This window comes from Acinetobacter sp. 22512 (assembly GCF_052044755.1).
Lineage (GTDB): Bacteria > Pseudomonadota > Gammaproteobacteria > Pseudomonadales > Moraxellaceae > Acinetobacter > Acinetobacter pittii.
Genome location: NZ_JBQENP010000006.1, coordinates 32,765 through 55,947, shown reverse-complemented (window position 1 = coordinate 55,947; position 23,183 = coordinate 32,765). Strand labels below are relative to the sequence as shown.

Below are 23,183 nucleotides of genomic sequence, written 5' to 3'. Positions count from 1 at the left end.
CTGATATTTATAAATGTTTGTTAAAACCACCTGAGACATCTATTGCCGAACCTGTGGTGTAAGATGCCAATGGTGATGCCAAGAAAACTAAAGCACGTGCAGGCTCTTCTGGACGGCCTAAGCGCTGCATAGGAATGCCACGATTTTTTGCGATATTGCCTGTCCACTCTTCCCATGACAGATTTAAATCTGAACGGGTTTCATAACGGCGTTTCCACTGCGCAGATTCGACCATTCCAAGTAAAATCGAGTTCACACGAACGCCATATTGAGTAAACTCATGCGCCAACGAATGGGTTAAATTCAACAGTGCAGCGCGTGCAGATGAAGTCGCAATCATGTGCGGTTCTGGTTGCAATGCCAGTAACGAGTTCACATTGGTAATTGAGGCATTTGCCGACTGTTTTAAGTCTTCAAGAAAAGCCCGTACCGGATGTAAGACACTAAAATATTTCAGCTCGATTTCTTTCATCCAGTCTTCATCTTGCGTATTTTCAAAATTTGAAACACGGCCTTGTCCAGCATTGTTAATGAGCATGTCCACATTGCCCAAATTGAGTTTGACCTCTTTGGCAAATTGCTGAACTTCTTCTTTTTTCAAAACATTACATGCTTTGGTAAAAATATTGGCATGTGGAAATTTTTCTAAAATATAGTGCTTAGACGCATTTAAACGTTCTTCATCGCGACCACACCAAGCAACTTTTGCACCCTCTGCAACCAGTATTTCAACAGCAGCCAGCCCAATCCCAGATGAGCCACCGGTAACAACTGCAACTTTTCCTTCAACTTGGAAGCTCATAATCCTTAATCTCTCTTACGATTGTTCCTGAATCGTCAACATAATTTGGTTAAATGCTTGCGGTTGGTCGACATAACTTAAATGTCCGGCATCTTCTATGACGAAGCGCTGTTCCAACTGCAATTCCTGAGCAAGCTCTTGTATACCTAACGCAGGAGTGATTTGATCTTGTTGCCCTGCAATCACTGTGCATGGGACTTTTAAATCGGTTAAGTAATTACGTATTTCGTCATATGCCAGTAAGTACGATGCATGTGTGAAACCTTGTAAGGTCAACTGCTGCATTACTTCTGAAACTAAAGCTAAGGCTTGTGGCTCTTGTTTATAAATCAAATGAGGTCCACGGCTTTCGGCCATTCCTTTAGCACCGAGTTCTTTCAACATTTTTGGTCTTTTTTCAAAAACCTGAATTTGTGTTTGCTCATCGTGGCGTTGGTAGCCTTGAGCTAAGTTAGCAACAACCAAGTGTTCCACTCGCTCTGGGTAAAGTGCAGCAAATGCACTCGCCTGTAAGGCACCTAATGAGTGTCCGACCACAATTGCTTTTTCAATTTTTAAAACATCGAACAATGCTGCCAAACGCTTTGCGTAGTCGGTAGCATTGGGCTGATCAGTTAAAAGTTCATCTGATTTGCCATAGCCCGGTGCGTCCCAGGCAATGACATGAAAATGATGAGACAGCACTTCAAGTTGGTTTACCCATGAAGCAGAACCTGAACTAATGCCGTGCAACAGCACAAGGTACTCGCCCTGACCGGCTTCCCGATAGGCTTGCTGCTGGCCTTGAACAGTAACGGTTTTCACCGGAAATTCTGCTAACTTTTCAATGAGTGTCATCATTTTCAATTCTTTCCTTTCATTCACTTCATCAAACAATTAACGTTTGATTTGAGACAATGGATGCTCTGGTGGATAGTTCGGAATGGTTGGTTTACCTGTTCCCAACATCACACACATCAAGGCATCTTCTTGTCCTGGGTTAAACAAACCACGGTAAATACCCGGTGGAATTGAAATCAGGTCACGCTCTTTTAAACGGGTCTCAAATTTTTCGCCGTTGTGCTCAATGAACAAATCAATTTCGCCGCGGAGCATAAAGAACACCTCTTCAACATCGTGGTGAATATGCAAAGGACCTTCACACTGTGGTGGCAGAACCATGGTTGAAAACGTGAAGTTTTCTGCTGGTACAGTGTTACCGTCATTTGCAACACCTGTTGCACCCGTACCCATATAACGCATTTGTGCACGGCGATATTTCGGGTCGTAATCTGCTTGGAACTTCAAAGCATCGAAGTCATATTTACGTGTCTCAAAGCGAGCAATACGTGTGTTTAACCAATCTTCTAAAGAAGCACCCTCTGGTTGTGCCCACGATTCGAATTGTTGTGTAGTCATTTTTTAAACTCCTATACAGTGAATTAATAACGTTTTAAAAGAGGAACCAAGAACAACGACCCAATGACAGCGACAGCAGCCAAGAAGGTAATTCCTAAATTAAAACTGTGTGTTTGCATCACGATGTAACCGATAAGAACAGGCGCAATTGCACTTGCAAAATTACCTAAACCGTTAAATATTCCACCCGCAGTCGCCCCTACATTTGAGGTCGTTACTCTTGCAAGCAGAGCAAATACAGCTGCGACCCCAAAACCCCATGCCATAGCACTTAAAGACATGGCAGCAATAATCAATAGAGGCTCAGTCATAATGACCATCACATACATGAAGATGCCCGCGAGTAATAAACCGCTAAATACTTGAATTGCGCGGCGGCCTAACTTGTCAGATAAAAACGCACCGATAATTTCGCCAATTAACATGGCAATGAACGGAAAGCTTGAATACATCCCAAACTCTTTGAGATTGAATCCTTTGTCTTGCATTAAGTAAGAAGGAACCCAGCTGTTTAAGCCCCACAAATAAGTCATCAACGCAATGTTAAAGAGACAAACCAACCAGAATGCGCTGTTGCTGAGCAGCAATTTAGTATTAGTAATGTGACCTTTGAAATTAGTGCGTTTACTCTCGCCCTCAATTTCGACAGTTTTCTTGAGCTGTAAGTTACGCAGACCAAAAACAATGCTAAAAATCGCAATCAGGGTTAGCGCAGCCATCACAAAAAAAGTGGTGTGCCAGTCGTGGTGAGCTAAAACATTTGCCGTGATTGGGAACCCAAGGAATGCACCTATCGGTGTTCCAAGTAAGAACATAGTAGAAGCACGTGCCTGCTGACGGTCCGTATAAGTCTGCTTAACAATGGTATATGCCAAGGCAAATAACGGGCCTTCTGCTAAACCAAGCAGTACACGTAAAATCAACATGCCTGAATAACTGGTGGTGAACCCCATACAGAACATGAGTACGCCCCACGACGTTACGCTCCAGAACAGCATTTTCTTTGGGTTAAAGATGTCACCCAAAAAGCTGAGAAAGACTGATGAAAAACCATAAGCAAGTAAAAAACTTGTCATGAGCCATCCGAGCTTGGCCTTATCTTCAGCAATTCCCATTGCACTTTGAAAATGAGGATCTGAAAATAAAACCGCAATACTAATCTTGTCGAAAAACGCCAGTACCACACATACCATAAGGACAAAAGCAGGTACCCAATGCTTCAATCCACTTTTTTCTTCATTACTCATGTGTCATTCCTTCGATTTGGTAATGAGAACCAGATTTAATGTTTACGGTTTTAACTTCATGACATTAAATTCAGCATCTGCTAATAGTTTTGGATCTAAAACGGTGTTGGCTTGCATCCAACGTTTTGCCAGTTTGACCAGTTTAGAATCATTAATGGCAATCATGTTGAGCAAACGATTTTCATGGTCCAGATATAAATAGCTCACCTGATCTTCACCGCCTTGGCGAATGACTACTTCCTTCGTTTTTTCAGGTTGATACGTACCTAAAATCTGGATATTAAAGTGATATTGATCTGACCAAAGCCATGGAATATCGCTATATTCAGTTTCAATGCCGAGCATCGACTTTGCTGCTGCAATTGCCTGATTTTGTGCATTTGCCCAAGACTGAATGCAATAACCCAAACCAGGATGAATCGCGACATCACCTGCGGCATAAATGTTTTGATCTGAAGTTTGCCCAAAACAATTCACTACAATGCCATCTTTCACATCGAGACCAGCATGTACACCTAACTCTTTGGCAATCTCGGCGCCTGCACCTACCACGACACAGTCAAATAACTGACTATTTTGAGGATGGTTCACCACTTCAACTTTCTGATTAGGTGCTTCAACCAAATGAAGGCTCTTGCTGTCTAAATGAATTTTTGTGCCTTGGGTTTCATGCATATTTTTTAAAAATGCAGACACTTCCGGACTCACACTTCTTGCACATAAGCGGTCGCCATATTCAAATATATGAACATCTTTACCTTGCTTACGCGCAGTTGCAGCAATTTCTAAACCAATCCAGCCACCGCCAATCACAGCGACATTTTTTGCATTCTTTAAAATTTCAGCCAAACGTTCACAATCATGCACATTGCGTAAAGTCACAACATTTGGAATGAACTGCCATGTATTAACGGGTACACGGGCACGGCTTCCTGTTGCTATCAGCAATTTGTCATACGGCAAGATCTGGCCGCTTTCTAAATGAACCTGTTTTTGCTCACGATCGACTTTTGTTGCAATTTCCGGTTTATGCCATTGAACGTTAAACTCTTGAACCTGCTCAGGAGAGAACAGATTCAAACTTTCATACGTTGCTTCTTTTGAAAGTACTTGCTTAGACAGTGGCGGACGCTCATAAAACACTTGATCTTCATTTGAAACCACGTGAATTTCGCCCACATACCCATTTTGACGCAAGGTACTTACTGCCCAACCCGCTGCCTGTCCGGCACCTACAATTACGATCTTTTCCATAGCCATCTTCCTTGTAAAGCAATATCTGTTAAACAGGCTTCACCTGACGGCGGGTTGTGTCATCAAGACCACCCTCAATCGCCCATTCAGTGAAAAGCTCTAGACGATGTTCTTCTACACGTGGTTGCCATTCTTCTGTCAAATAATCATCGTTGGTGTAATATTCAAATGCACCACCTAATGGTGAGTTGACGTACCAGAAATAAGCAGAAGAAATTGGATGACGTCCTGGTCCAATAAAGGTTGACCACTCCGAACGATTCATATTTAAACCGCCCCCAATCACTTCATGGATATCACGAACGACAAATGCAACGTGATTTAAGCCAGCAGGTTTATTTGGAACACTGAGCAAGAATAAATCATGGTGATAACCTTCACCGCGGCAACGTAAGAATGCACCGCGATTTTTGTAAGCATCAGATAAATGGAAACCTACTTTCTCGATATAGAAGTTTTCAGTTGTTGCCAAATCCGGTGTGAAGAACACCACATGTCCAATCGCAACAGGTTGACCTTTTTCATAGACAGGACTTGCTGCATTCACACGTTGAATGTTGCCGTATTGGTTAATACCTTCCGTTTTAAGTTCAGGTACTTCTTTAACAAAACTTTGTTCAAAACGAATGGTCATGCCATTTGGGTCAATACACTCAATTGTATTTTCAGTACGTTTAAAACCTTCTACATCGGCCAAACGAGCTGCCAAGTCTTCAAGGTCTTGAGCACTATCAACGCCCCAAGTCACTTCACGTAAAGTTGAACCTTGTTCAATAGCAGTCGGCAAACGCTCATCATCACAATTAAATAGATAAATCTTGCTACCATTTTGAGTTTGGTAAAGATCAGTGCCTTCAATATCCGAAGTACTTTGGCTTAAACCAAAATCTGCCAAAAACTTGTTTGAAGCGGCTCTATCTTCAACTCCAAACTTTAAAATCTCGATCCCTGTAATCATTTGACTACTCCTTAGTTAAAGACAAAACCGCCATTGACCGGAATATTTTGACCTGTCACAAAAGAGGACAAATCCGACAGTAGATACAATGCTGTTCCATTTAAATCTTGTGGAAGTTGCTGACGTTGAATCGCTCTTCCGTTGACATATAAATCGTGACGTTCTTGAGGCACATACTCGGTTGCTTCAACCAGAGTAAGGCCCGGTGACAATGTATTGACACAGATATTAGATTGTCCCAACTCTCTTGCCATTGAACGCGTCATGGCAACAATTGCACCTTTACTTGCAACATAAGCCATCAGGTTTGGTGCACCCCAAAGTGCTGTATCGGAAGCAACATTAATGATCTTGCCGGCAGCCGATTGCTTTAAATGGGGAACGCATGCCTTACTGATGAGCCATGTGCCTTTCACATTAATATTCATGACCCGATCCCAAAGTTCAGGATCGTAATCAATCATATTTTTTCCACCGACATTGGTCGCCAGTGCCGCGCAATTCACAAGGCCATCTAGTCCCTGTAATACTTCAACGCTTTTTGCAACCGCATTTTCAATAGAGTCTGCATTGGCAAGGTCAACGGTGACAGCATGAACGTTTAACCCTTGTTGCTGTAACGCTTGGGCTTCTTGTTGCACCAAGTCAGATAAAATATCTGCCATCACAACTTCAGCGCCAGCTTCGGCAATCGCTTGAGCGAAATCTCGGCCTAAACCACGCGCAGCACCAGTCACTAAAACTTTTTTGCCTTGCAACAACGCTACATTAGCCATGAGCTTCTTCCTGCATCTCGATACGGTTTGATGCATTTAGCGCAGCAATTTTCTTTAATTGCTTTTCAGCCTCTTTTTTCATTAAACGGCGTAAACGTGCAAGACCCACATCGTGTTGATAGAGGAACTCTTTTTCACGCGCATTTGGCGCAAGGTTTTCTAAAATAATGCGGTCTTGTTCCAATACATCCCAATGCAACTGTTCTAAATGATTGCGATATAAGAAGCGCCATACATTACGTTGCCAACCACTTACCTTACGGCAGCGCCAGAAAAATACACGAGTATTATTGGCATCAATCGGCGTTGCATAACCTACAATCCAAAATTCACCACCTGGGCCAAATTGTTTACGGTAAGGAATTGAAAGACGTAACCAGCTTGCACCAGTTGAACCATATTCAACCCAGTCGAAGTTCACACCTGTTTGACCTTCTTTTTCAAAAACAAAGCCATTATCGGTAGTACGGTGCTTCATCTCTGCAGTACGTTCACCATCTGCCATCGAGTGCGATGTCGCATGTAAATAGGTCCCGTGCATTGGGTCCATCACATTATCAATCGCGTATTGATGGTTTACTTTCCAGTCTGCTTGGCAAAGGAACGCACTCCACTCTTCACTTGCAAGTTGCTCTGGGAACTCAAGCGGTGCTGGTTGTTCATTTGCATCGATGCCAAACCAGATAAAGATTGCACCATGCTGCTCAATTACAGGATAGTTCTTTAAACATTTAGTGCCGGTCATTGGACATTCATGAACCGCTGGCACATCAGCAACTACACCATCAGCACGAACTTCAACACCGTGATACCAGCAAGCAACTCGGTCACCTAAGTTCCAACCAAGGGAAAGACGAGCACCGCGGTGTGGACAGCGATCCTCAAGTGCATGAACCTGACCTTCGGCATCACGCCAAACCACAATATTTTCGCCTAAACGGGTAATTCCAACTGGATTAGCAGCGACTTCCCAACTTGCTAAAACCGGATGCCATTGGTCACGTAAACCAAGTTCTAAATATTCTTCAGCGCTTTGTGAAGTTGATACGATTGCGTTCATTTTATTCTTCCTTGAATCAATAACCTAAACGTTGCATTTCTTCTGTAAAGCTTGCAGAAGTCCATTCATCACCAGATTCACAACGGAAGCCCTGTTGATTAAGTGCAGAAACAACGTCATCTAACTCTGTTGCGCCCGCAGAAAATGCCTGAATCAAGTTTTTTACAAAATCCTGTTCATAGAGAGTTGGTTCTTTATAACGTGTCTGCCAAACCAACAATTCAGATTGACCAGGAATTTGAATATTGTTGATACCTGCTTCGGTTGCCGGCGTTGCATGAATCCAGCTTGCCAACTTTTCATTAAATGTCTTCATTGTTCTGCTTCCTTGTACATGTGAGGACTAGAGTTGAATTTGAATATCCTGTCCTTCAACACGAACTGGGTACGTACACAGGTTTCTACACCCTGGCCCACTTTTTAGCTCACCTGTCTGAATGTCAAAAATTGCTTCGTGCAATGGACATTCAACAGTCTGATCTTCGATAAATCCTTCGGTTAATAAGGCATACGCATGAGGGCAAACATTTTCGATAGCAAAGTAATTTTCATCGACAAAAAATACGCCTATTTTTTTCCCTTCAATTTCGATGGCTTTCGGCTCATCTTCGCTAACGTCACCCTGCTGACAAACTGAGATCCAACTCATACCTTGCGTCCTCATTTTGTTTTATATACAAAACATAATTTGATTTTCAAAACACAAGCTAAGCATAATCCCCTTGATCATTTTTTGTCAAAGTAAAAATAAATATAAAATTCATTGGTTTATTAATTTCTAAATATTTTGTTACGTTTAAGAAAGAAACAAAGTTTTAAATATAAAAATTGTTTTATGCATTTTTAACAATTACAATAGTTATAAAATAAAGCAGCATGCCCCAAATTGAATCATGTTTTATTTATAGGAAAATGACACGAATGAGCATAGCAATTGATGAAGATTCGCAAGAATCGGAAACAACAAAAAATGATGATCGATATTTAGTACCCGGACTTGTACGGGGTTTAGCTATCTTGCAAGCATTTAACCAACAAGCGCAAGAAATGACCATTACAGAAATTGCTGAAATTTTAGAAGTGAACCGTTCTAGTGCATTTCGTCTGATCTATACACTCGAATCTTGTGGCTATTTAAGAAAAGCATCTCAAAAAACTTACGCTCTCGATTCAAAAGTTATGGAACTTGGTTTTAACAGTTTATCTAAACTTTCATTACTTGATTTATCGACACCTTTAATGAAAGAACTACGTGACCAGACCAAACTCGCAGTACATCTTTCAATTTTAGAAGGCACTCATATTGTCTTTGTAAATAATATCCAGTCGATGGGAACCTTCACGAGCAACATTAGTTTAGGAACTCGCTGGCCTGCCCATGCAACCGTCATTGGTCAAATGCTTTTATCTGATTTACCTGAAACGGAAGTACGTCAGCGTTACCGCAATTTTAGCGATTGGGACAGTTTCTCTGAACTGACGCCCACTAATTTAAAAGCTTTATTGCAAAGACTCTCTTACGTAAAAACTCAAAAAACCATGGTGAGCTGGGGTCATTACAACCATGATATGGCAGCCTGTGCGGCGCCTATTTTTAAACAGTCAAATGGTAAAATGGTGGCTGTTATCTCTGTAAGTTGTCCAATTACGACTTATGATGAAAGAACATTTAAAGAAGATATCGCAAGCCTAGTCGTTGAAACAGCAAACAAAATTTCCAAATTTATTTATTAAAAAAAGCGACGTTAAGTCGCTTTTTTTAGATTTTATTTCATAAATTAAAAATTACTTTTTAAAACGTTCTCATTCATATCTTTAAAGATAATTGTCGAATCATTTTCTTTAATATCAAATTTTAAATACTGCTGTTTAAACTGGATTACCGCATAAAACTCTTCTGCACCATCATCTAAACCTGTCGCAGAAATCTGGCTGCCTTGCGGAAATTTCTTAAGCCATGCAGCGTTATAAAAATCTGATACAGAATTAAATTCACAATACTGTTTTGGCTCTGCCATTATTTTTGCAGCAATTTGATCAAATTGTTGTTGTTTATAGACCTCTAAGCTCAACAGCATGATCACACTCCAAATTAAAGCTGGTTTGAGGCTAAAAGCTGTTTCTTTTTAACCTTTTCCCATTGATACCAACCATAAGCTGCCATCAAAACAAATGCTGCATACAAAGCGGCTGTTAAAAATAAATCTTTATAGATGAACATACCGACATAAATAATATCGACAAATACCCAAAGTATCCAAGTCGCAATATGTTTTCGGCTGGTCCAATACGTTGCAAGCAAACTAAATGCGGCAAGTTGTGAGTCGAGCATAGGAACTGCTGCATCAGTAAAGTTTTTAAGAATTAAGCCAAAAAGCAAGCCACCTACCGCGGCAATGATCATTTGAAAAATTGCAACTTTAGGAGCTATTGGCTCTATACGAATGTCATGATCTTGCTGCTTTCCTTTGAGCCAGTAGTAAAAGCCATAAAAATTTACGACCATAAAAAAGAACTGCAAAATCGTTTCGCCATATAGCTTAAATTCGTAAAACAAATAGGCATATAAAACAAAGGCAAAGAAATTAAACAGCCAACACCACATATTACGGATTACCGTTAATCCGACTCCAATCAGGCTAATCAAGACCGCAAAGATTTCTAGAGGTGACATAAAAACAGCTGCTTATTGAGATCAATTTGACGAAGTATTATGAGAAAAATATAAAGCGAAGCAAACTGCTAATTTAAATAAATGATGCAAATTGGCATTGTCTGAGGTTTTATTCTTTTCTAATGTCATCGATTTATTTCAATGCACAGATAAAAGAAATACCGATCGAGTCGCGAACAAATTATATTTGCTAGTTTTTAAACGATTGTTTAAAACATGATTAAAGACAAATAAAGAGCGTGACAATATGTCAAATCAAGAAGGAAAAGTCAGCCGTGAAACTCGTAGACATATTTTTTTAATTGGTCTAGATCGGGCAGCAAAACGTAATGCTTTTGATAGTCACATGATCAAAGACTTATCACTAGCGCTCACCGAATATGAAAATAATGATGCGCTTCGCTGTGCGGTTATCTTTGCTCATGGGGATCATTTTACAGCTGGTTTAGACCTAGTTGAGTTACAACCTAAACTCGCTACAGGTGTTTTTGATTTTAGTGAAAATGAAATTAACCCTTGGGGCACAATCGGCCAAAAGCTCAGTAAACCTTTGATAGTAGCGGTACAAGGTTATTGTTACACCGCTGGTATAGAACTATTTCTTAACGCAGATATTACGATTGCGAGTGAAAATACACAATTTGCTCAAATGGAAGTTCAACGTGGCATCTTACCTTTTGGCGGAGCTACTGCACGTTTTACTCAAGCCGCAGGCTGGGCCAAAGCCATGCGTTATTTACTCACTGGTGACTCTTTCGATGCAAAAGCAGCATTTGACATGAACCTGATTACCGAAATATGCCCAGAAGGCTCTCAGCTCAACCGTGCAATAGAACTTGCTGAACATGTTTCGCAAGCTGCTCCTCTTGCTGTAAAAGCGACTCTCGCCTCTGCTCGCGAAGCTATTAACGAAGGTTATGAGGTTGCCTTTAAGCAATTGCAAAACCATCTTCAACCTTTGCTCACCACAGAAGATGTTCAAGAAGGTGTATTTGCCATGTTGCAAAAAAGACCGCCTGTTTTCAAAGGTAAATAATACCCGCACAAGCACTGCACTCTACAGTTTAAAACTTATGGATATACTGAAATTAGCGTAAAAAAAAGCCCACATGATGCGGGCTTTTTTTCATTAATATGCTTTATTCAACTCTAACGATTTTACCTAATTCATCATGATGAACGACTGTAATTTTCTGACTACGTCCCTGCTCAATTTCATGTTCAGGTAAATCAAAATAGCGCGCATAATCATCTGTCTGTTTTGCTTTAAGCGCATTACCGCCAACACGATGCTCAGGCAGCACATGACTCCACAACAATAAGCAAATTGCACAAGCAATTAACGCAGTAATGCCATGTTCAATACCTAAACCAAAGGCACTAAACAAACGGTGAACTAAATGTGTTTTTTGGAGTTCAGCCAATACCCAGATCAGTACAAATGGACGCCACAGCAACAACCAAACCGCCCACATCATGGCTGTGCTTGTTGTAGAAGCATAGCGTTTATGCCATGGTAATTGACGGCGTAAATCAATAATCAACGAATTTGTCTTCATTTCTCTCTTTACCTAACGAAGTGCTGTGGTTTTCCCCAGACATCAATACAGCACGATCTTTAAAATCTCATGACTCTTGCATTTCATCCACGAATGCCCCGATCCGGGCTCACCCAACGCGCACGTTTCTCATCTCCACGTTTTAAAACTTTTGGAAATGCCACAATAGTTGCCGAGATGGTGATTAGCCAAAAGACCAATGGATACCAGATCATCCAGAAATAGTTTTTTCCTAGATGTGGTTCATAACGACTATCCATCCATTTGCTTAAAGCAAACTGAATGAGACAAGTTGCCCCCAATAAAATACCGCTACCATACGGTAAAAATGGAGAGCTCACAACGGCTAAAGCAGGGACAGGTAAAATAAAATGTACCAACCATAATAAAGCCATCGCGAGCATTAAATATGACCAAACTAAGGTTAAGCAAAGCTCAAACATTAATGGCCATAAAAAATTTAGTTTTGGCTTAGTGAACACATCAATATTTTTAATTAATACCTGTGCCCCACCCATAGCCCAACGTAAACGTTGTTTCCACAAACCGTTTAAAGTTTCAGGCATTAAAATCCAGACCAAGGCATTCGGTTCAAAACGAATGTCCCAACCTGCGCGCTGCAATTTCCAAGTAATATCGATATCTTCAGTCAACATATTGGGTGACCAATAATCGACCTGGTGAACAGCGCTCTTACGAAAAGCGGTAATTACACCCGATACGGTAAATAAGCGTCCAAAGGTACGTTGTGCACGTTTAATCATGCCGACAATCGAAGAAAACTCACCGACCTGAATACGCCCTAGCAAAGTTGAGCGAGTACGGATACGCGGGTTACCCGTCACAGCTGCAACTGTTGGATTTTCCTGAAAATGACGAATCATCCACTTTGCTGCATGTGGATCAAGTAAAGCATCGCCATCAATACCAATTAAAAACTCGGCATCGGTCATTAAGCTTCCGGCTTGCAACCCCATCGCTTTACCTTGGTTTTGAGCCAAATGAACAACACGGAGTTTTTCATGTTGTGCTGCTAAACGGTCGAGTACCTCGCCTGTATTGTCCGAGCTACCATCATTAATCGCAATCACTTCAAAATGAGGATAGTCCAGTTTTAACGCATGGCTAATGGTTTCTTCTGCATTATCCCCTTCATTAAAACAAGGAATTAACACAGCGACTTTTGGATAACTCTCTAACGGAGCAGGTTGATCGTAAGACGGAGCCTGACGTTCTTTCCAATAGAAAATGATCGCGCCAATCATCCATAAATACGACATGAATAATGGATAATAGAAAACGAATTTTAAGGCATGCGACCATATTGCAGCAAAGATTGTCATGTTTTAGCCTCAACTACGGCACAAGACGAGATGATTTTTCAGCAAATGCTTTATGCATAGTGTCCACATCCGGATGATCTTTAATTGGATCATCTGGGTAATATCCGACATGCATTACACCTTGCTGATAAAGAGAATGAATTGTTGCGGCCATTTCAGTTGAAGGTACCTTTTCGTTTTTACGCCAGTCGGTTGCCTGTAACTCAAAAACAGTTTTCTTAATACCATTTGGATATTGTTTCACGCGATCAACCATATCTTTATAGAACTGATCAGCATTATCGACCTGTTCCATATAAGGCATTGCCATAATAGCCGTAAAGTCATAGCGTTTTAACGACTCTTCAAGCGATTGTGAATACCAGTTTTCTGCATATGGTTTTAAAGCAACTTGCGCATATAAGTTACGTGCGGTGAGCAAGAACGGTTCATATTGTCGCACGTCATCAACGAGTTGCATTGCAAAATCATCTAGATATTTTGTCTTATATGCCGTCCATTTTTGCAAATCTTGATCGTTATCGCGAATTTTTGCCAAATCTGTAGGTAAACCTTGTTTCGCATAAGCTTTTAAGGCATCTGGGCTTGCATCTTCATAGTCAGATAAGGTGACGTCGTCATGGAATAAAATTCCGTTAAATGAAGATGACTTAGCCAAATCTTGATAAATCTCACGAATAGTTTGGCGTGCCTCTGCTGAGAATGGACTTAAACGGATATACCCCATATTAAGGTGCTCACCTGTTTTTGCCTGTTCTGTCACAACCAAATCCTTAGAAACAGGATCAGTTTTTGGTAATTCCCATGCCAATAAAGGCATCCACGCATAAATACGACTAACAGGCGTACGCGTTTGAATTTGCCATGCAACACGGTTAAACAAGTCAGCACGCATTGGAATATGTCGGTTCGGGAAATACACCATATCAGCAGAGCCATTCGCATCTGGATCTGAAAATGCTTGTAAATAGACAGTATTTACACCCATCGCATTAATTCGGTCTAACAAGTGACCTAAATTACGTTCTTGCTGTTTCGGGTCTGGATCATAAATATAGTCCAGATCGACATGCATAATTTTTTGCGGGCGGTTGTTATCCGTTAAATTCAATTCACGATTTTTAATTTCTTGAGCCAAATCATCAGTCGTCATATCGCCTTCTACCAAAATACGGCTCATATTTTGGAGAGATTGTTTTGCGTGGTCTGCCCCATCATCAAGTGTAATGGTAATTGGCATACCCAGCTTTTTAGCAATTTGAACAGTTTGCATATTATAGCGACCATAAGGCCATACCATAATACGTGGTGAACGTAAGCCGTGTGCTTTAAGTAGTTCGTTATTTTTCTTTAAGTCGTTATAAATACGTGCCTGATATTGTGCATCGTTCTCGTAAGTTTGAGTTTTTACATCATAAAAACGAGTAGTTGCAGCAGGTTCAGAGTTGCCTTGTGGGTTGCCTGTAATACCACGGTGCAAATGATAGCTATGGTTTGCAATTTCTACAAAGCCACTATCCTGCATTTCTTTCAGCTCAGGCCAGCTTAAGATTTTATCGCGTGGAATTTCTTCCCCTGAAAAGTCGACTTTCTTCCCTGCTTTTGGCTCTAACCATGAACCTACTACTGCAAGTACTACAGGGATTTTTTTAGCTTTAATAACAGGATAAGCATTTTGATAAAAAGATTGATAACCATCGTCTACAGTTAATAGAACAGGTTTTGTAGGTAATTGAAATTTACCTTGATGAGCACGGATCAACTGATCAACCGTAATAAAATGGAATCCATTTTTTTGCAGCCATTCAACATGCTGTGTAAATTGTTGAGTCGTCACTGCATATTGAGGAATTAACGCATTTTTAGTATCGGTAATTTCATGATAACCAATCACCGTAAGTGTTGACGCGTCCAGTTTAGGTGGTTTGGCTAATGCCATGCCTGACAAGCCTGCCAAAGCTAAGCCAAGTGATATGTTCAACAAAGGAGATGCAAAGCGGATAATCATGAAATAGCGTCTCAATAACAATATAGATTATTTATGCGAAGTTTGATTTTTAAGACGCAAACTTTTTGGAATTTGGTCTCAATGTCAGCCTGCCCATAAATGAACAGTTTCTCAGTCAGCATTTATAATCAAATAATCTGAAAATAATCTTAAATATTAAAAAAGCTAAAATATAAATTAATAATGTATTTATATTTAAAGCTCATATAAACAAGAAAGCCCCCTAAAGGGCTTTAAATTTTCACTAGTCACGAGTTTTGACATCGAATAATTCAATTTCAAAAATTAAATTAGAATTAGCAGGAATAATCTTACCCATTTTACGCTCACCATAAGCTAAATGAGCAGGTACGATTAATTTACGCTTACCGCCAACTTTCATTCCCATAATGCCTTGGTCCCAACCTTTAATTACACGGCCTGTTCCAATCACACATTCAAAATAATTACCGCGATCAATTGAAGAATCAAATTTTGTGCCGTCTTCTAACCAACCTGTATAGTGAGTTGTAATCAAAGCACCTTTAACCGCTTCTTTGCCTTCACCTACTTTTAAATCGATAATTTCTAATTCATTTGACATGGTTTACCCCTTAATCTGAATCTTTAAAATCGCAATTGGTACTTAGTGTACCAACTGAATCTGTAGAATTTGTTGCGCTTTTCTATGTTACTGTAACTGTGTCCACACAACACTTGCCTGGCCCTTTTCACCTAAAAGCGTCCACTCGTTGTCCATGACATTTAATTGAAGCTGCATCGTACGTTCACAAAGTTGTTCAAGCTCTGCTGTACTTTGAGGAGCAATTTGCCACACCTGAACGTTACTTAACGTTTTAATTTTACTGTTTCGTTTCCACCAGTCTTCGACTTGTGTGCCATACACAACAAGCGCAACTGTTTTACAGCGCGCACTGGCTTTTTTGACTTTATCTTCAGACGGTAAGCCAACTTCAATCCATGTTTCTAACTGACCCGTTAAATCTTTTTGCCATAATGCTGGCTCGTCAGTTTCAAAAAGGTCTTTAGTAAACTCAAGCTCATCACTTGCGAAACGGGCAAAAGCCATCAAACGAACCATTAAGCGTTCTAAAGTTTCCGAAGGATGCAAGGCAAGCGTCAGTTGATAATCACCATAAATATGGTCATCCATATTGGCAATATTCAAGTCTGCCTTATAAATTGTTGCTTTAAGCGCCATGATTAATATGTCCAAAAATTTGGCGCTAAGGATACTCGATTTTGGGTAAAAAATTATAAAAAAACTGAACAATGCAAAGCCTCGTCACGTGAAATTTGCATATTCTTCCAAAACGCTCAGCTTATTTTATAGTTGGCCGACTTTTTGCTTGAAAGAGAAATATTCTCCTCTTGCTAAAATTGATGACTTATGTGGCTAAAGCTCAAGCGTAGTTTATTTTTACAGGTTCTTTGTGCTCTGTTTCTTGGGGTTGCAGTTGGAATCGGCTTTCATGATTTCTCCCTATCTTTAAAGCCATTAGGTGATGGTTTTATTTCTTTAATTAAGATGCTTATTGCACCAATTGTGTTTTGTGTGGTTGTACTGGGAATCTATGGTGCAAACGACATTAAAAAAATGGGCAAAGTCGGTGCAAAAACTATTCTCTATTTTGAAGTGGTCACCAGTATTGCCTTAATTTTAGGCATTATTGTGGCCTATGTATTTAAACCGGGCGTCGGTATGAATATCGATATTAGCCATTTAGATGCAAAAGATTTAAGTACCTATACCGAACGTGCCCACGAGATGCATACAGGTTCGGAATTTCTACTCAATATTATTCCGAAAACCTTCACTGCTGCTTTTGCAAACGGCGATATTTTACAGGTTTTATTGATCGCTATTTTATTTGGTGTTTCCCTACTTTTAATTCCAAAACATTTAGCAGAGGTGGTACGTCAAGCGCTTGAAGCTTTTTCAGAAGTCTTCTTTAAAATTATGGGCCTTATTATTCGTTTAGCTCCAATTGGTGTATTCGGTTCAGTGGCCTATACCACTGCTAAATTTGGTTTAGATTCACTCTTACAATTGGGTTATTTGGTTTTACTGTTTTATGCAACCTGCATTTTATTTGTCGTTATTGTTTTAGGTTCGATTTTAAAACTTGCCGGTCTCAACATTTTCAAATTTGTGGGCTATTTTAAAGATGAACTCGCTATTGTTTTAGGTACCGCTTCTTCTGACTCTGTTCTTCCTCAAATTATGAAAAAACTCAAAAATTTGGGAATTAAGGATTCAACTGTCGGTTTGGTTATTCCAACTGGTTATTCATTTAATTTAGATGGCTTTTCAATTTACTTAACTTTAGGCGTGATCTTTATTGCACAGGCCTGCAATATTGATTTATCTATGCATGACTTACTGGCTATTTTGCTGGTTTCGCTCATTACATCTAAAGGTGCACACGGTATTCCCGGCTCGGCTTTAGTTATTCTTGCAGCCACGCTTTCAGTGATACCAAGTCTCCCTGCAATTGGCTTAGTGCTTCTACTTTCAGTGGACTGGTTTATTGGAATTATTCGTGCCTGTACCAACTTAATTGGTAACTGTGTCGCGACCGTAGTGATTGCTCATTGGGAAAAAGATATTGACCATGCGCAAGCTAAAGCTGTGTTAGATAGCAAACCTTAATCCCACTCTTCAGAGAACATTGAATTACTTTTGGTTTAATGTTCTCTATTCTTCAAGCTGACAGGCAAGTAATGCTGTTTCAAAAGCCAACCAATCATGGTGATGTTCGCTAATGATTTCAATACGATTATCAATGCCCTCTTCACCTGACTTATAATTAAACTGATCAGGATTAAAGTTAAAAACCTTCCATCCTTGATCTGTATTAAAAATTCCCTTAATTCGAAGCCAGTCTTGCTGTGCACATAATAAATCTAGCAAAGCATAAAACTCGAATTTCCAGCGTTTAGGCAACTTCCAACCAGCCACAATATAACCTTGTGCCGACTCGACATAATGATAAGGTAATTGCTGAATTTCCTTTGTGACTTCGGTTTCAGTCATTTGCTTTTGAAATTTAAGTAAAGGTTGTATAGATCGCTCGGTTAAACGAGCAGCCACATCAATTTTATTTAAGGCTAACTGACCATGTTCAGTTTTAATCCACTCTTGGTGATAAGGCTGGTATTCGTCTTTTAATAACTCAAGCGCCTGATCATCTTCAAAAGTCATCACATCGGTATGTGACACCACCACAATTTGGGCAGCTTTTAACTGATCTTCATAAAGGTTTTGTTTAACCCAGTTTGTATCATGCAAACGACTACCATCTACCACCGTAATCAACGCTCGCATGGCTAAACTACTTTGCCAATGAGGCTCAGTCAGTTGGTCAAATAATTGAGAAGGATGCCCAAGTCCAGTCGGCTCAATAAAGAGTCGATCTGGCTTTTGTTCACTTAACAGTCGAGCTAAAGCAATATGCATAGGCAATTGACTGCTACAACATAAACAACCGCCTAATAGTTCTTTGACTGCATATCCTTCATCTTGGGGTAAGAGTTGTTGGTCTACTCCAATTTGCCCAAATTCATTCATTAATACAGCCCAAACCTCATCTTTAGGCTTTTGACTTAATAAATGCTGTAATAATGTGGTTTTTCCTGCCCCTAAAAAACCGGAAATAATATGGGTGGGAACAGTTTTTAGGGCTATCAGTTTCACAAGCGGCTCAAATCAACAAGGTTCAAAAAACTAAGAAAGATATATCACTGTTTAAGTAGCATGAAAATGATTTTTCACTTTGAAGATATACTTTTCAATTATCAGGCCAAAATAATTAATATGTGACATACATCTCATTTAAAATCTATATTAACTCTGGATAATTATAATTCAAACGGAATATTCTATTTAGGCGCATTCACAATTCATGCCAGAGTGTTAGGTTTACGTAACACAGTTGATCTTTTTTCATTCGATAAGAAATATTTTTTCACATTTTAAGGTGTATTTAAGCCCTTTTATTTTACAGATTGCTCACATAAATGACCCGTATATTTCATATTGTTAAGATAGCCGTAATAGATTGTTAAGTTAATTGATGTAATACCAAGCTCGGCTTAGCATGTGTCCTAGCTTAGTCATTCAGCCATACAGGTTTCAGGTAGGTATGAATGATTAGGTTTAATTTATTTTTAAATGAAATTTAAGGATGCCATAAAATGAAATTAGCTAAAACTTTACTCGCTACTACACTTGCTTTAACTGCTGCTTCAACTTTCGCTGCTTCTAAGCACGACCAAGCACATAACACTGCTGGTGAAGAAAAAGTTGTTGTTTCAACTCAAGAACAAGCAAACACTGCAAATGCTGCATCTGATGCTGTAGGTTCTGCTTCTGAAGCTGCTCCTGCAACTCGTTAATTCTCTCAGCATTCTCCTCCAAGCTCAGAGATAATTTTACTGAAATGAAAAATGGACGCTGAATTTTGGTAAAGAAGAAAAAGGATCGAACCATGCTGCGGTTCGATCCTTTTTTAATTCGATCTATTTTTTAAGAAGTTTTCTTATACATGCTACAAGATGGATTGTGGTTTTCTTGAAGACGTAAAACCTTACGATGCTCAGCAGCTTCAAAGCGGCAACGCTTCCATTCTGTATTGAGATTTAATTGAGGTACTTCACATGGCTTGCCCTGTTCATCAACAGCAACCATCGTGAAATAACAGCTATTGGTATGGCGCACTGTCCGCTTCTGGATATTTTGCGCTTCAACACGGATTCCGACTTCCATTGAAGTACGACCTACATGGTTCACACTTGCCAAGAAGGTCACCAGCTCACCTACATAAATAGGTTCTTTAAAATTTACTTTATCTACAGATAAAGTCACCACGTAGCCACCCGAATAACGACTTGCGCAAGCATAAGCGACTTGGTCTAGTAGTTTTAGAATCGTACCACCATGAACATTACCTGAAAAATTTGCCATATCAGGCGTCATCAAAACTGACATCGTCAATTCAGACTGATCATCAGTTGCTGTGGTCATTTCATCTAATGTAGGCATAGCTCAACTCTGTCTTAAAACAAGCTCAGTCAACATTATGGTTGATAATTCACAAAAAAAACATGCTTAAATCCACAACATAGCATCGTATTTTTTAATATCTTTGATTGTTTTTTAAAATTTAATTTTTTAAGACACTATTTTTAAAGTTATTTTTTTAAAGCTGTTTTATTTATCTTAGAATTTTTTAGAAGATGCTATGCCATTTTATTCCATGTTCAATGGCATAGCCGGTTCTTATGAGTGACTTGCTAAACTTTATTAATGACGCCTGTCACACCATTAATGATCATATCAATGGCGATCGTACCAATTAATAAAGCAGATAAACGCCCGACAATATCAAAATAGCGGTCAATATGTTTGGCATGTTTATAGCGTAAATGATCATGTGAAAATTTCATCAAAATCAAAATACTGCAAGTTAAAAACAAGGTGAAAGCAATCACTAGGGCTGCTTCACCGATTGACATTTCAATCCCTGTGACTACCGCAGCGCTAATAGTCCCTGGGCCGATCATAAACGGCATGGCAATGGTGCCAGCCAGATGTTCTGGAGCACCACGCATTTCTCCAATGGTGTCGGCACCCTGAAACACATAGCGGTAGCCAATCACCAAAAAGATTAGGCCTCCAAAAATCTGAAAGGCTTCAAAACGTACATTCAGATATTTACTAAAAATTGTTTCGCCGCCCCATGCAAATAGCATGAACACGACAAAAGCAATCAAACTTCCCTGAATCAGTGCTTTGTTAAACACCTTAGCTTCTGAATGGCGGATCAGGCCAATCATATAAATGCTCATTAAAAATGGATTGAGCAATGAGAAAAATAAAGCAAAAGAATGTAGATAAGGAGAAGCCATGCATTTTCCTCTTAAGCTTGTGGATCTGGGAACAATGGACGATTCCCGGGGCTAATACGATTAATATGTAAGAACGTCATATGTCTTTCATATTTATCTAAAATATCGTTAATGACCTGTTCTTTACTGTAACCGACCAGATCGTTATCTTGCGAGCCATCATAAAGATAGGTTTCAAGTCTGAAATAGAACTGTTTGCCACGTTTTACACGCTGACTGAAGTTCGGCGCGCTATAGCGTACAGGCCAGATCTGATAAACAAAGTTTTGCTCTTCTTCCAAATGAATAGTGAGATCTAGATGGAAAAGCGTATCTTCATCTTCAAGCGGGGTTTGCTGCACGTCCACATTCATACCCTGCTTAATCAACTCATCAGCAACAGCCTGAACAGCTGGCAAACACACCGTATCTAGCATGCGCTGTGTTTCAGTGGTTCCCGGATGATGCATGACTCGAGTTAAACGCTGTTTCCAGTTCAGAATATCAACGTTCCCTACCACTGGCGCTGCATTCATACTGAGACTAGCATGCCTGTAATCTTCAAGTCTGAGCGACTTATAAAGCCCTGCCATCACAAGGAACATCACAAAACTAAACGGCAAACCCATAATAATAGTTGCATTTTGCAAGGCAGTAATGCCGTTGGTCATGAGCATGGCTAGCGTGAGTAAACCAATCGCCACTGCCCAAAACACGCTTAACCAACGTGGAGCATCATTATCAATATTAGTGAGTTTAGTCGTGAAGTTACCTAAAACTAGCGCTCCCGAATCGGCAGAAGTCACGTAGAATAAAAGCCCTGTTACAGTGGCAATTGAAGCAATAAAGGTAAAACCTGGATATTGCGCTAACAGGTCATAAAAACCATGAGCCGGATTTGCTAACACAGTCGCTGCTAAAGTTTGATTGCCTTCAAAAATAACGCTGTGCAGTGCACTATTACCAAAAATAGATAACCAAGTGAGTGTAAATAGAAGTGGAATAATTAAGGTACCGCATACAAACTCACGAATGGTACGTCCTCTTGAGATACGTGCCAAAAAGAGTCCTACAAATGGAGACCAAGCAATCCACCACGCCCAGAAGAAGAAAGTCCAACTACTCATCCATTCTTTAGGCTGTTCAAAAGCAAAACTTTGTAATGCTAAAGCAGGGAAACGAGTTAAATAGTCACCAATATTTTGGACAAGGGCATTGAGTAAAAACTCGGTATTTCCCAAGAATAAAATAAACAGCAATAACCCGACCGAAACATAAATATTGATTTCAGATAAAATCCGCAGGCCTTTATTGACCCCGGATGTCACTGAAATAATACTAATACCCACTGCAACAGCAATCAGGATAAATTGCATCCAGATATTTTCTGGTAACCCCAATAACACATGTAAGCCATAATTTAGCTGTACTACTCCAATCCCGCAGGTCGTCGCAATACCAAAAATTGTCCCGATCACGGCAGCTGTATCAACACTATGCCCAATTGCCCCATTAATTCTTTGTCCAAAGATTGGATAAAGTGCAGAACGAATGGTAAGCGGCAAATTATAACGATAGCTAAAATATCCCAATGACATACCAATCAAGGCATACATACACCAGCCAGTTAAACCATAGTGAAACAATGTCCAAACCATACTTTGGCGTGCTGCTTCATAGGTTTGCCCTGCTCCGACCGGAGGTTGCATGTAATGAGATAGTGGTTCAGCGACCGAGAAGAACATGAGGTCGATACCAATACCCGCCGAGAACAGCATGGCAGACCAACTGAGTAAACTAAACTCAGGCTTTGAATGCTTAGGTCCTAATTTGATACTGCCATATCTTGAGCAGGCAATAAAAATCACAAAGGCCATATATAGTGTTGCGGCAAGCAGATAATACCAACCAAAGGTTGAAGTCACCCACTGAAGCACGGCATTCATGACTCGATTTGCAAAATCGTTGAACAAAAACGTGACGAGAGAAAAAATTAAAATAAGTACAGCTGAAAAATAAAAAACCACACGGTTGAGCGGGTCTTTTTTAGATTTAGATAATGTTAAATCATCAACTGCTCTTGGATTATCTGTTGCCATACAATCCTCAAGGAATAAAATAAAAACAAAATATTTAATTTCGTCTTTTCACTCTTATTTAAAACAATGAAAAGACGACTTTAAACGCAAAAAATAATATATAGATGTGATCGATT

At 39.8% G+C, this 23,183-nt stretch carries 25 protein-coding genes; 4 read left to right on the top strand and 21 right to left on the bottom strand.

Annotated features, from left to right (window positions below):
* Nucleotides 1–7 precede the first annotated feature (7 nt).
* From ACTJJG_RS08460 to ACTJJG_RS08415, 10 genes are read right to left on the bottom strand one after another with little or no spacing between them, the layout of a single operon-like run.
* Nucleotides 8–802, bottom strand: a complete 795-nt coding sequence (locus ACTJJG_RS08460) for an SDR family oxidoreductase (protein WP_372552567.1) — start codon at nucleotides 800–802, stop codon at nucleotides 8–10.
* 15 nt (nucleotides 803–817) lie between these two features.
* Nucleotides 818–1,642: an alpha/beta fold hydrolase gene (locus ACTJJG_RS08455; RefSeq protein ID WP_016141931.1), complete on the bottom strand. Its 825-nt coding sequence runs from the start codon at nucleotides 1,640–1,642 to the stop codon at nucleotides 818–820.
* A 36-nt stretch (nucleotides 1,643–1,678) separates the two neighbouring features.
* Complete coding sequence (locus ACTJJG_RS08450) at nucleotides 1,679–2,200, bottom strand: cupin domain-containing protein (RefSeq protein ID WP_002117566.1); 522 nt, start codon at nucleotides 2,198–2,200, stop codon at nucleotides 1,679–1,681.
* Between the two features lie 23 nt (nucleotides 2,201–2,223).
* Nucleotides 2,224–3,447, bottom strand: a complete 1,224-nt coding sequence (locus ACTJJG_RS08445; RefSeq protein WP_017399048.1) for an MFS transporter — start codon at nucleotides 3,445–3,447, stop codon at nucleotides 2,224–2,226.
* Nucleotides 3,448–3,489: 42 nt separating this feature from the next.
* Nucleotides 3,490–4,701, bottom strand: coding sequence for an NAD(P)/FAD-dependent oxidoreductase (locus ACTJJG_RS08440; protein WP_017387113.1), 1,212 nt, complete (start codon nucleotides 4,699–4,701; stop codon nucleotides 3,490–3,492).
* 28 nt (nucleotides 4,702–4,729) lie between these two features.
* Nucleotides 4,730–5,659, bottom strand: coding sequence for a VOC family protein (locus ACTJJG_RS08435; protein ID WP_032056870.1), 930 nt, complete (start codon nucleotides 5,657–5,659; stop codon nucleotides 4,730–4,732).
* Nucleotides 5,660–5,670: 11 nt separating this feature from the next.
* Nucleotides 5,671–6,435 carry an SDR family oxidoreductase gene (locus tag ACTJJG_RS08430; RefSeq protein ID WP_005070723.1) on the bottom strand — a complete coding sequence of 255 codons (765 nt, stop codon included), beginning with the start codon at nucleotides 6,433–6,435 and terminating at the stop codon, nucleotides 5,671–5,673.
* On the bottom strand, nucleotides 6,428–7,495 hold the full coding sequence (locus ACTJJG_RS08425) for an aromatic ring-hydroxylating oxygenase subunit alpha (RefSeq protein WP_005070727.1): 1,068 nt from the start codon (nucleotides 7,493–7,495) through the stop codon (nucleotides 6,428–6,430). Before ACTJJG_RS08425 ends, ACTJJG_RS08430 begins: the two co-directional genes overlap by 8 nt.
* Before the next feature lie 16 nt (nucleotides 7,496–7,511).
* Complete coding sequence (locus tag ACTJJG_RS08420; protein WP_005070730.1) at nucleotides 7,512–7,811, bottom strand: recombinase-like helix-turn-helix domain-containing protein; 300 nt, start codon at nucleotides 7,809–7,811, stop codon at nucleotides 7,512–7,514.
* 27 nt (nucleotides 7,812–7,838) lie between these two features.
* Nucleotides 7,839–8,144, bottom strand: coding sequence for a non-heme iron oxygenase ferredoxin subunit (locus ACTJJG_RS08415; RefSeq protein WP_002117586.1), 306 nt, complete (start codon nucleotides 8,142–8,144; stop codon nucleotides 7,839–7,841).
* 272 nt (nucleotides 8,145–8,416) lie between these two features.
* Between ACTJJG_RS08415 and ACTJJG_RS08410 the strand changes: the two genes are divergently transcribed.
* Complete coding sequence (locus ACTJJG_RS08410) at nucleotides 8,417–9,229, top strand: IclR family transcriptional regulator (RefSeq protein WP_017399043.1); 813 nt, start codon at nucleotides 8,417–8,419, stop codon at nucleotides 9,227–9,229.
* A gap of 44 nt (nucleotides 9,230–9,273) precedes the next feature.
* Here ACTJJG_RS08410 and ACTJJG_RS08405 read toward each other — a convergent pair whose 3' ends face one another.
* Together ACTJJG_RS08405 and pnuC are read right to left on the bottom strand one after the other, a co-directional pair.
* Nucleotides 9,274–9,573 carry a hypothetical protein gene (locus tag ACTJJG_RS08405; protein WP_032056871.1) on the bottom strand — a complete coding sequence of 100 codons (300 nt, stop codon included), beginning with the start codon at nucleotides 9,571–9,573 and terminating at the stop codon, nucleotides 9,274–9,276.
* 14 nt (nucleotides 9,574–9,587) lie between these two features.
* Entirely contained in the window at nucleotides 9,588–10,169 is a 582-nt protein-coding gene (pnuC, locus tag ACTJJG_RS08400; protein WP_005075405.1) for a nicotinamide riboside transporter PnuC, read from the bottom strand.
* A gap of 247 nt (nucleotides 10,170–10,416) precedes the next feature.
* On the opposite strand from pnuC, the gene ACTJJG_RS08395 reads away from it, so the two are divergent.
* Nucleotides 10,417–11,205 carry a crotonase/enoyl-CoA hydratase family protein gene (locus ACTJJG_RS08395; protein ID WP_032056872.1) on the top strand — a complete coding sequence of 263 codons (789 nt, stop codon included), beginning with the start codon at nucleotides 10,417–10,419 and terminating at the stop codon, nucleotides 11,203–11,205.
* 103 nt (nucleotides 11,206–11,308) lie between these two features.
* Here ACTJJG_RS08395 and pgaD read toward each other — a convergent pair whose 3' ends face one another.
* From pgaD to ACTJJG_RS08370, 5 genes are all read right to left on the bottom strand, one after another.
* On the bottom strand, nucleotides 11,309–11,728 hold the full coding sequence (gene pgaD, locus ACTJJG_RS08390; RefSeq protein WP_002117522.1) for a poly-beta-1,6-N-acetyl-D-glucosamine biosynthesis protein PgaD: 420 nt from the start codon (nucleotides 11,726–11,728) through the stop codon (nucleotides 11,309–11,311).
* Between the two features lie 83 nt (nucleotides 11,729–11,811).
* Nucleotides 11,812–13,071: a poly-beta-1,6-N-acetyl-D-glucosamine synthase gene (gene pgaC / locus ACTJJG_RS08385; RefSeq protein ID WP_372552566.1), complete on the bottom strand. Its 1,260-nt coding sequence runs from the start codon at nucleotides 13,069–13,071 to the stop codon at nucleotides 11,812–11,814.
* A 13-nt stretch (nucleotides 13,072–13,084) separates the two neighbouring features.
* Nucleotides 13,085–15,079 (bottom strand): poly-beta-1,6-N-acetyl-D-glucosamine N-deacetylase PgaB, encoded by a 1,995-nt coding sequence (pgaB, locus tag ACTJJG_RS08380; RefSeq protein WP_032056874.1) that lies wholly within the window; start codon nucleotides 15,077–15,079, stop codon nucleotides 13,085–13,087.
* Between the two features lie 244 nt (nucleotides 15,080–15,323).
* Nucleotides 15,324–15,662, bottom strand: a complete 339-nt coding sequence (locus tag ACTJJG_RS08375; protein ID WP_002117532.1) for an FKBP-type peptidyl-prolyl cis-trans isomerase — start codon at nucleotides 15,660–15,662, stop codon at nucleotides 15,324–15,326.
* Between the two features lie 87 nt (nucleotides 15,663–15,749).
* The gene (locus tag ACTJJG_RS08370; protein WP_005075397.1) at nucleotides 15,750–16,280 is read right to left on the bottom strand and encodes a YaeQ family protein; all 531 of its coding nucleotides are present in this window, start codon (nucleotides 16,278–16,280) and stop codon (nucleotides 15,750–15,752) included.
* 189 nt (nucleotides 16,281–16,469) lie between these two features.
* Between ACTJJG_RS08370 and dctA the strand changes: the two genes are divergently transcribed.
* Nucleotides 16,470–17,732: a C4-dicarboxylate transporter DctA gene (gene dctA / locus ACTJJG_RS08365; protein ID WP_032056875.1), complete on the top strand. Its 1,263-nt coding sequence runs from the start codon at nucleotides 16,470–16,472 to the stop codon at nucleotides 17,730–17,732.
* Nucleotides 17,733–17,777: 45 nt separating this feature from the next.
* Here dctA and ACTJJG_RS08360 read toward each other — a convergent pair whose 3' ends face one another.
* Nucleotides 17,778–18,776, bottom strand: a complete 999-nt coding sequence (locus ACTJJG_RS08360; RefSeq protein ID WP_032056876.1) for a CobW family GTP-binding protein — start codon at nucleotides 18,774–18,776, stop codon at nucleotides 17,778–17,780.
* Between the two features lie 500 nt (nucleotides 18,777–19,276).
* Here ACTJJG_RS08360 and ACTJJG_RS08355 point away from each other — a divergent pair, with 500 nt between their 5' ends.
* Complete coding sequence (locus tag ACTJJG_RS08355; protein WP_000761577.1) at nucleotides 19,277–19,477, top strand: hypothetical protein; 201 nt, start codon at nucleotides 19,277–19,279, stop codon at nucleotides 19,475–19,477.
* Nucleotides 19,478–19,607: 130 nt separating this feature from the next.
* Here ACTJJG_RS08355 and ACTJJG_RS08350 read toward each other — a convergent pair whose 3' ends face one another.
* The 3 genes from ACTJJG_RS08350 to ACTJJG_RS08340 all read right to left on the bottom strand — a co-directional run bounded on the left by ACTJJG_RS08350 (nucleotide 19,608) and on the right by ACTJJG_RS08340 (nucleotide 23,067).
* Complete coding sequence (locus tag ACTJJG_RS08350; RefSeq protein WP_005070756.1) at nucleotides 19,608–20,123, bottom strand: acyl-CoA thioesterase; 516 nt, start codon at nucleotides 20,121–20,123, stop codon at nucleotides 19,608–19,610.
* Between the two features lie 251 nt (nucleotides 20,124–20,374).
* Nucleotides 20,375–20,989, bottom strand: a complete 615-nt coding sequence (locus tag ACTJJG_RS08345; protein WP_002117499.1) for a MarC family protein — start codon at nucleotides 20,987–20,989, stop codon at nucleotides 20,375–20,377.
* An 11-nt stretch (nucleotides 20,990–21,000) separates the two neighbouring features.
* Nucleotides 21,001–23,067, bottom strand: a complete 2,067-nt coding sequence (locus ACTJJG_RS08340) for a choline transporter (RefSeq protein WP_032070519.1) — start codon at nucleotides 23,065–23,067, stop codon at nucleotides 21,001–21,003.
* Nucleotides 23,068–23,183 lie beyond the last annotated feature (116 nt).

Coding starts and splice junctions, on each gene's coding strand:
- ACTJJG_RS08460 (WP_372552567.1), bottom strand. CDS start 802: ATGAGCTTCCAAGTTGAAGGAAAAGTTGCAGTTGTTACCGGTGGCTCA.
- pnuC (WP_005075405.1), bottom strand. CDS start 10,169: ATGTCACCTCTAGAAATCTTTGCGGTCTTGATTAGCCTGATTGGAGTC.
- ACTJJG_RS08445 (WP_017399048.1), bottom strand. CDS start 3,447: ATGAGTAATGAAGAAAAAAGTGGATTGAAGCATTGGGTACCTGCTTTT.
- ACTJJG_RS08405 (WP_032056871.1), bottom strand. CDS start 9,573: ATGCTGTTGAGCTTAGAGGTCTATAAACAACAACAATTTGATCAAATT.
- ACTJJG_RS08415 (WP_002117586.1), bottom strand. CDS start 8,144: ATGAGTTGGATCTCAGTTTGTCAGCAGGGTGACGTTAGCGAAGATGAG.
- ACTJJG_RS08450 (WP_002117566.1), bottom strand. CDS start 2,200: ATGACTACACAACAATTCGAATCGTGGGCACAACCAGAGGGTGCTTCT.
- pgaD (WP_002117522.1), bottom strand. CDS start 11,728: ATGAAGACAAATTCGTTGATTATTGATTTACGCCGTCAATTACCATGG.
- ACTJJG_RS08430 (WP_005070723.1), bottom strand. CDS start 6,435: ATGGCTAATGTAGCGTTGTTGCAAGGCAAAAAAGTTTTAGTGACTGGT.
- ACTJJG_RS08340 (WP_032070519.1), bottom strand. CDS start 23,067: ATGGCAACAGATAATCCAAGAGCAGTTGATGATTTAACATTATCTAAA.
- ACTJJG_RS08355 (WP_000761577.1), top strand. CDS start 19,277: ATGAAATTAGCTAAAACTTTACTCGCTACTACACTTGCTTTAACTGCT.
- ACTJJG_RS08345 (WP_002117499.1), bottom strand. CDS start 20,989: ATGGCTTCTCCTTATCTACATTCTTTTGCTTTATTTTTCTCATTGCTC.
- ACTJJG_RS08425 (WP_005070727.1), bottom strand. CDS start 7,495: ATGAACGCAATCGTATCAACTTCACAAAGCGCTGAAGAATATTTAGAA.
- ACTJJG_RS08410 (WP_017399043.1), top strand. CDS start 8,417: ATGAGCATAGCAATTGATGAAGATTCGCAAGAATCGGAAACAACAAAA.
- ACTJJG_RS08370 (WP_005075397.1), bottom strand. CDS start 16,280: ATGGCGCTTAAAGCAACAATTTATAAGGCAGACTTGAATATTGCCAAT.
- ACTJJG_RS08435 (WP_032056870.1), bottom strand. CDS start 5,659: ATGATTACAGGGATCGAGATTTTAAAGTTTGGAGTTGAAGATAGAGCC.
- dctA (WP_032056875.1), top strand. CDS start 16,470: ATGTGGCTAAAGCTCAAGCGTAGTTTATTTTTACAGGTTCTTTGTGCT.
- ACTJJG_RS08375 (WP_002117532.1), bottom strand. CDS start 15,662: ATGTCAAATGAATTAGAAATTATCGATTTAAAAGTAGGTGAAGGCAAA.
- ACTJJG_RS08350 (WP_005070756.1), bottom strand. CDS start 20,123: ATGCCTACATTAGATGAAATGACCACAGCAACTGATGATCAGTCTGAA.
- pgaC (WP_372552566.1), bottom strand. CDS start 13,071: ATGACAATCTTTGCTGCAATATGGTCGCATGCCTTAAAATTCGTTTTC.
- pgaB (WP_032056874.1), bottom strand. CDS start 15,079: ATGATTATCCGCTTTGCATCTCCTTTGTTGAACATATCACTTGGCTTA.
- ACTJJG_RS08455 (WP_016141931.1), bottom strand. CDS start 1,642: ATGATGACACTCATTGAAAAGTTAGCAGAATTTCCGGTGAAAACCGTT.
- ACTJJG_RS08440 (WP_017387113.1), bottom strand. CDS start 4,701: ATGGAAAAGATCGTAATTGTAGGTGCCGGACAGGCAGCGGGTTGGGCA.
- ACTJJG_RS08395 (WP_032056872.1), top strand. CDS start 10,417: ATGTCAAATCAAGAAGGAAAAGTCAGCCGTGAAACTCGTAGACATATT.
- ACTJJG_RS08420 (WP_005070730.1), bottom strand. CDS start 7,811: ATGAAGACATTTAATGAAAAGTTGGCAAGCTGGATTCATGCAACGCCG.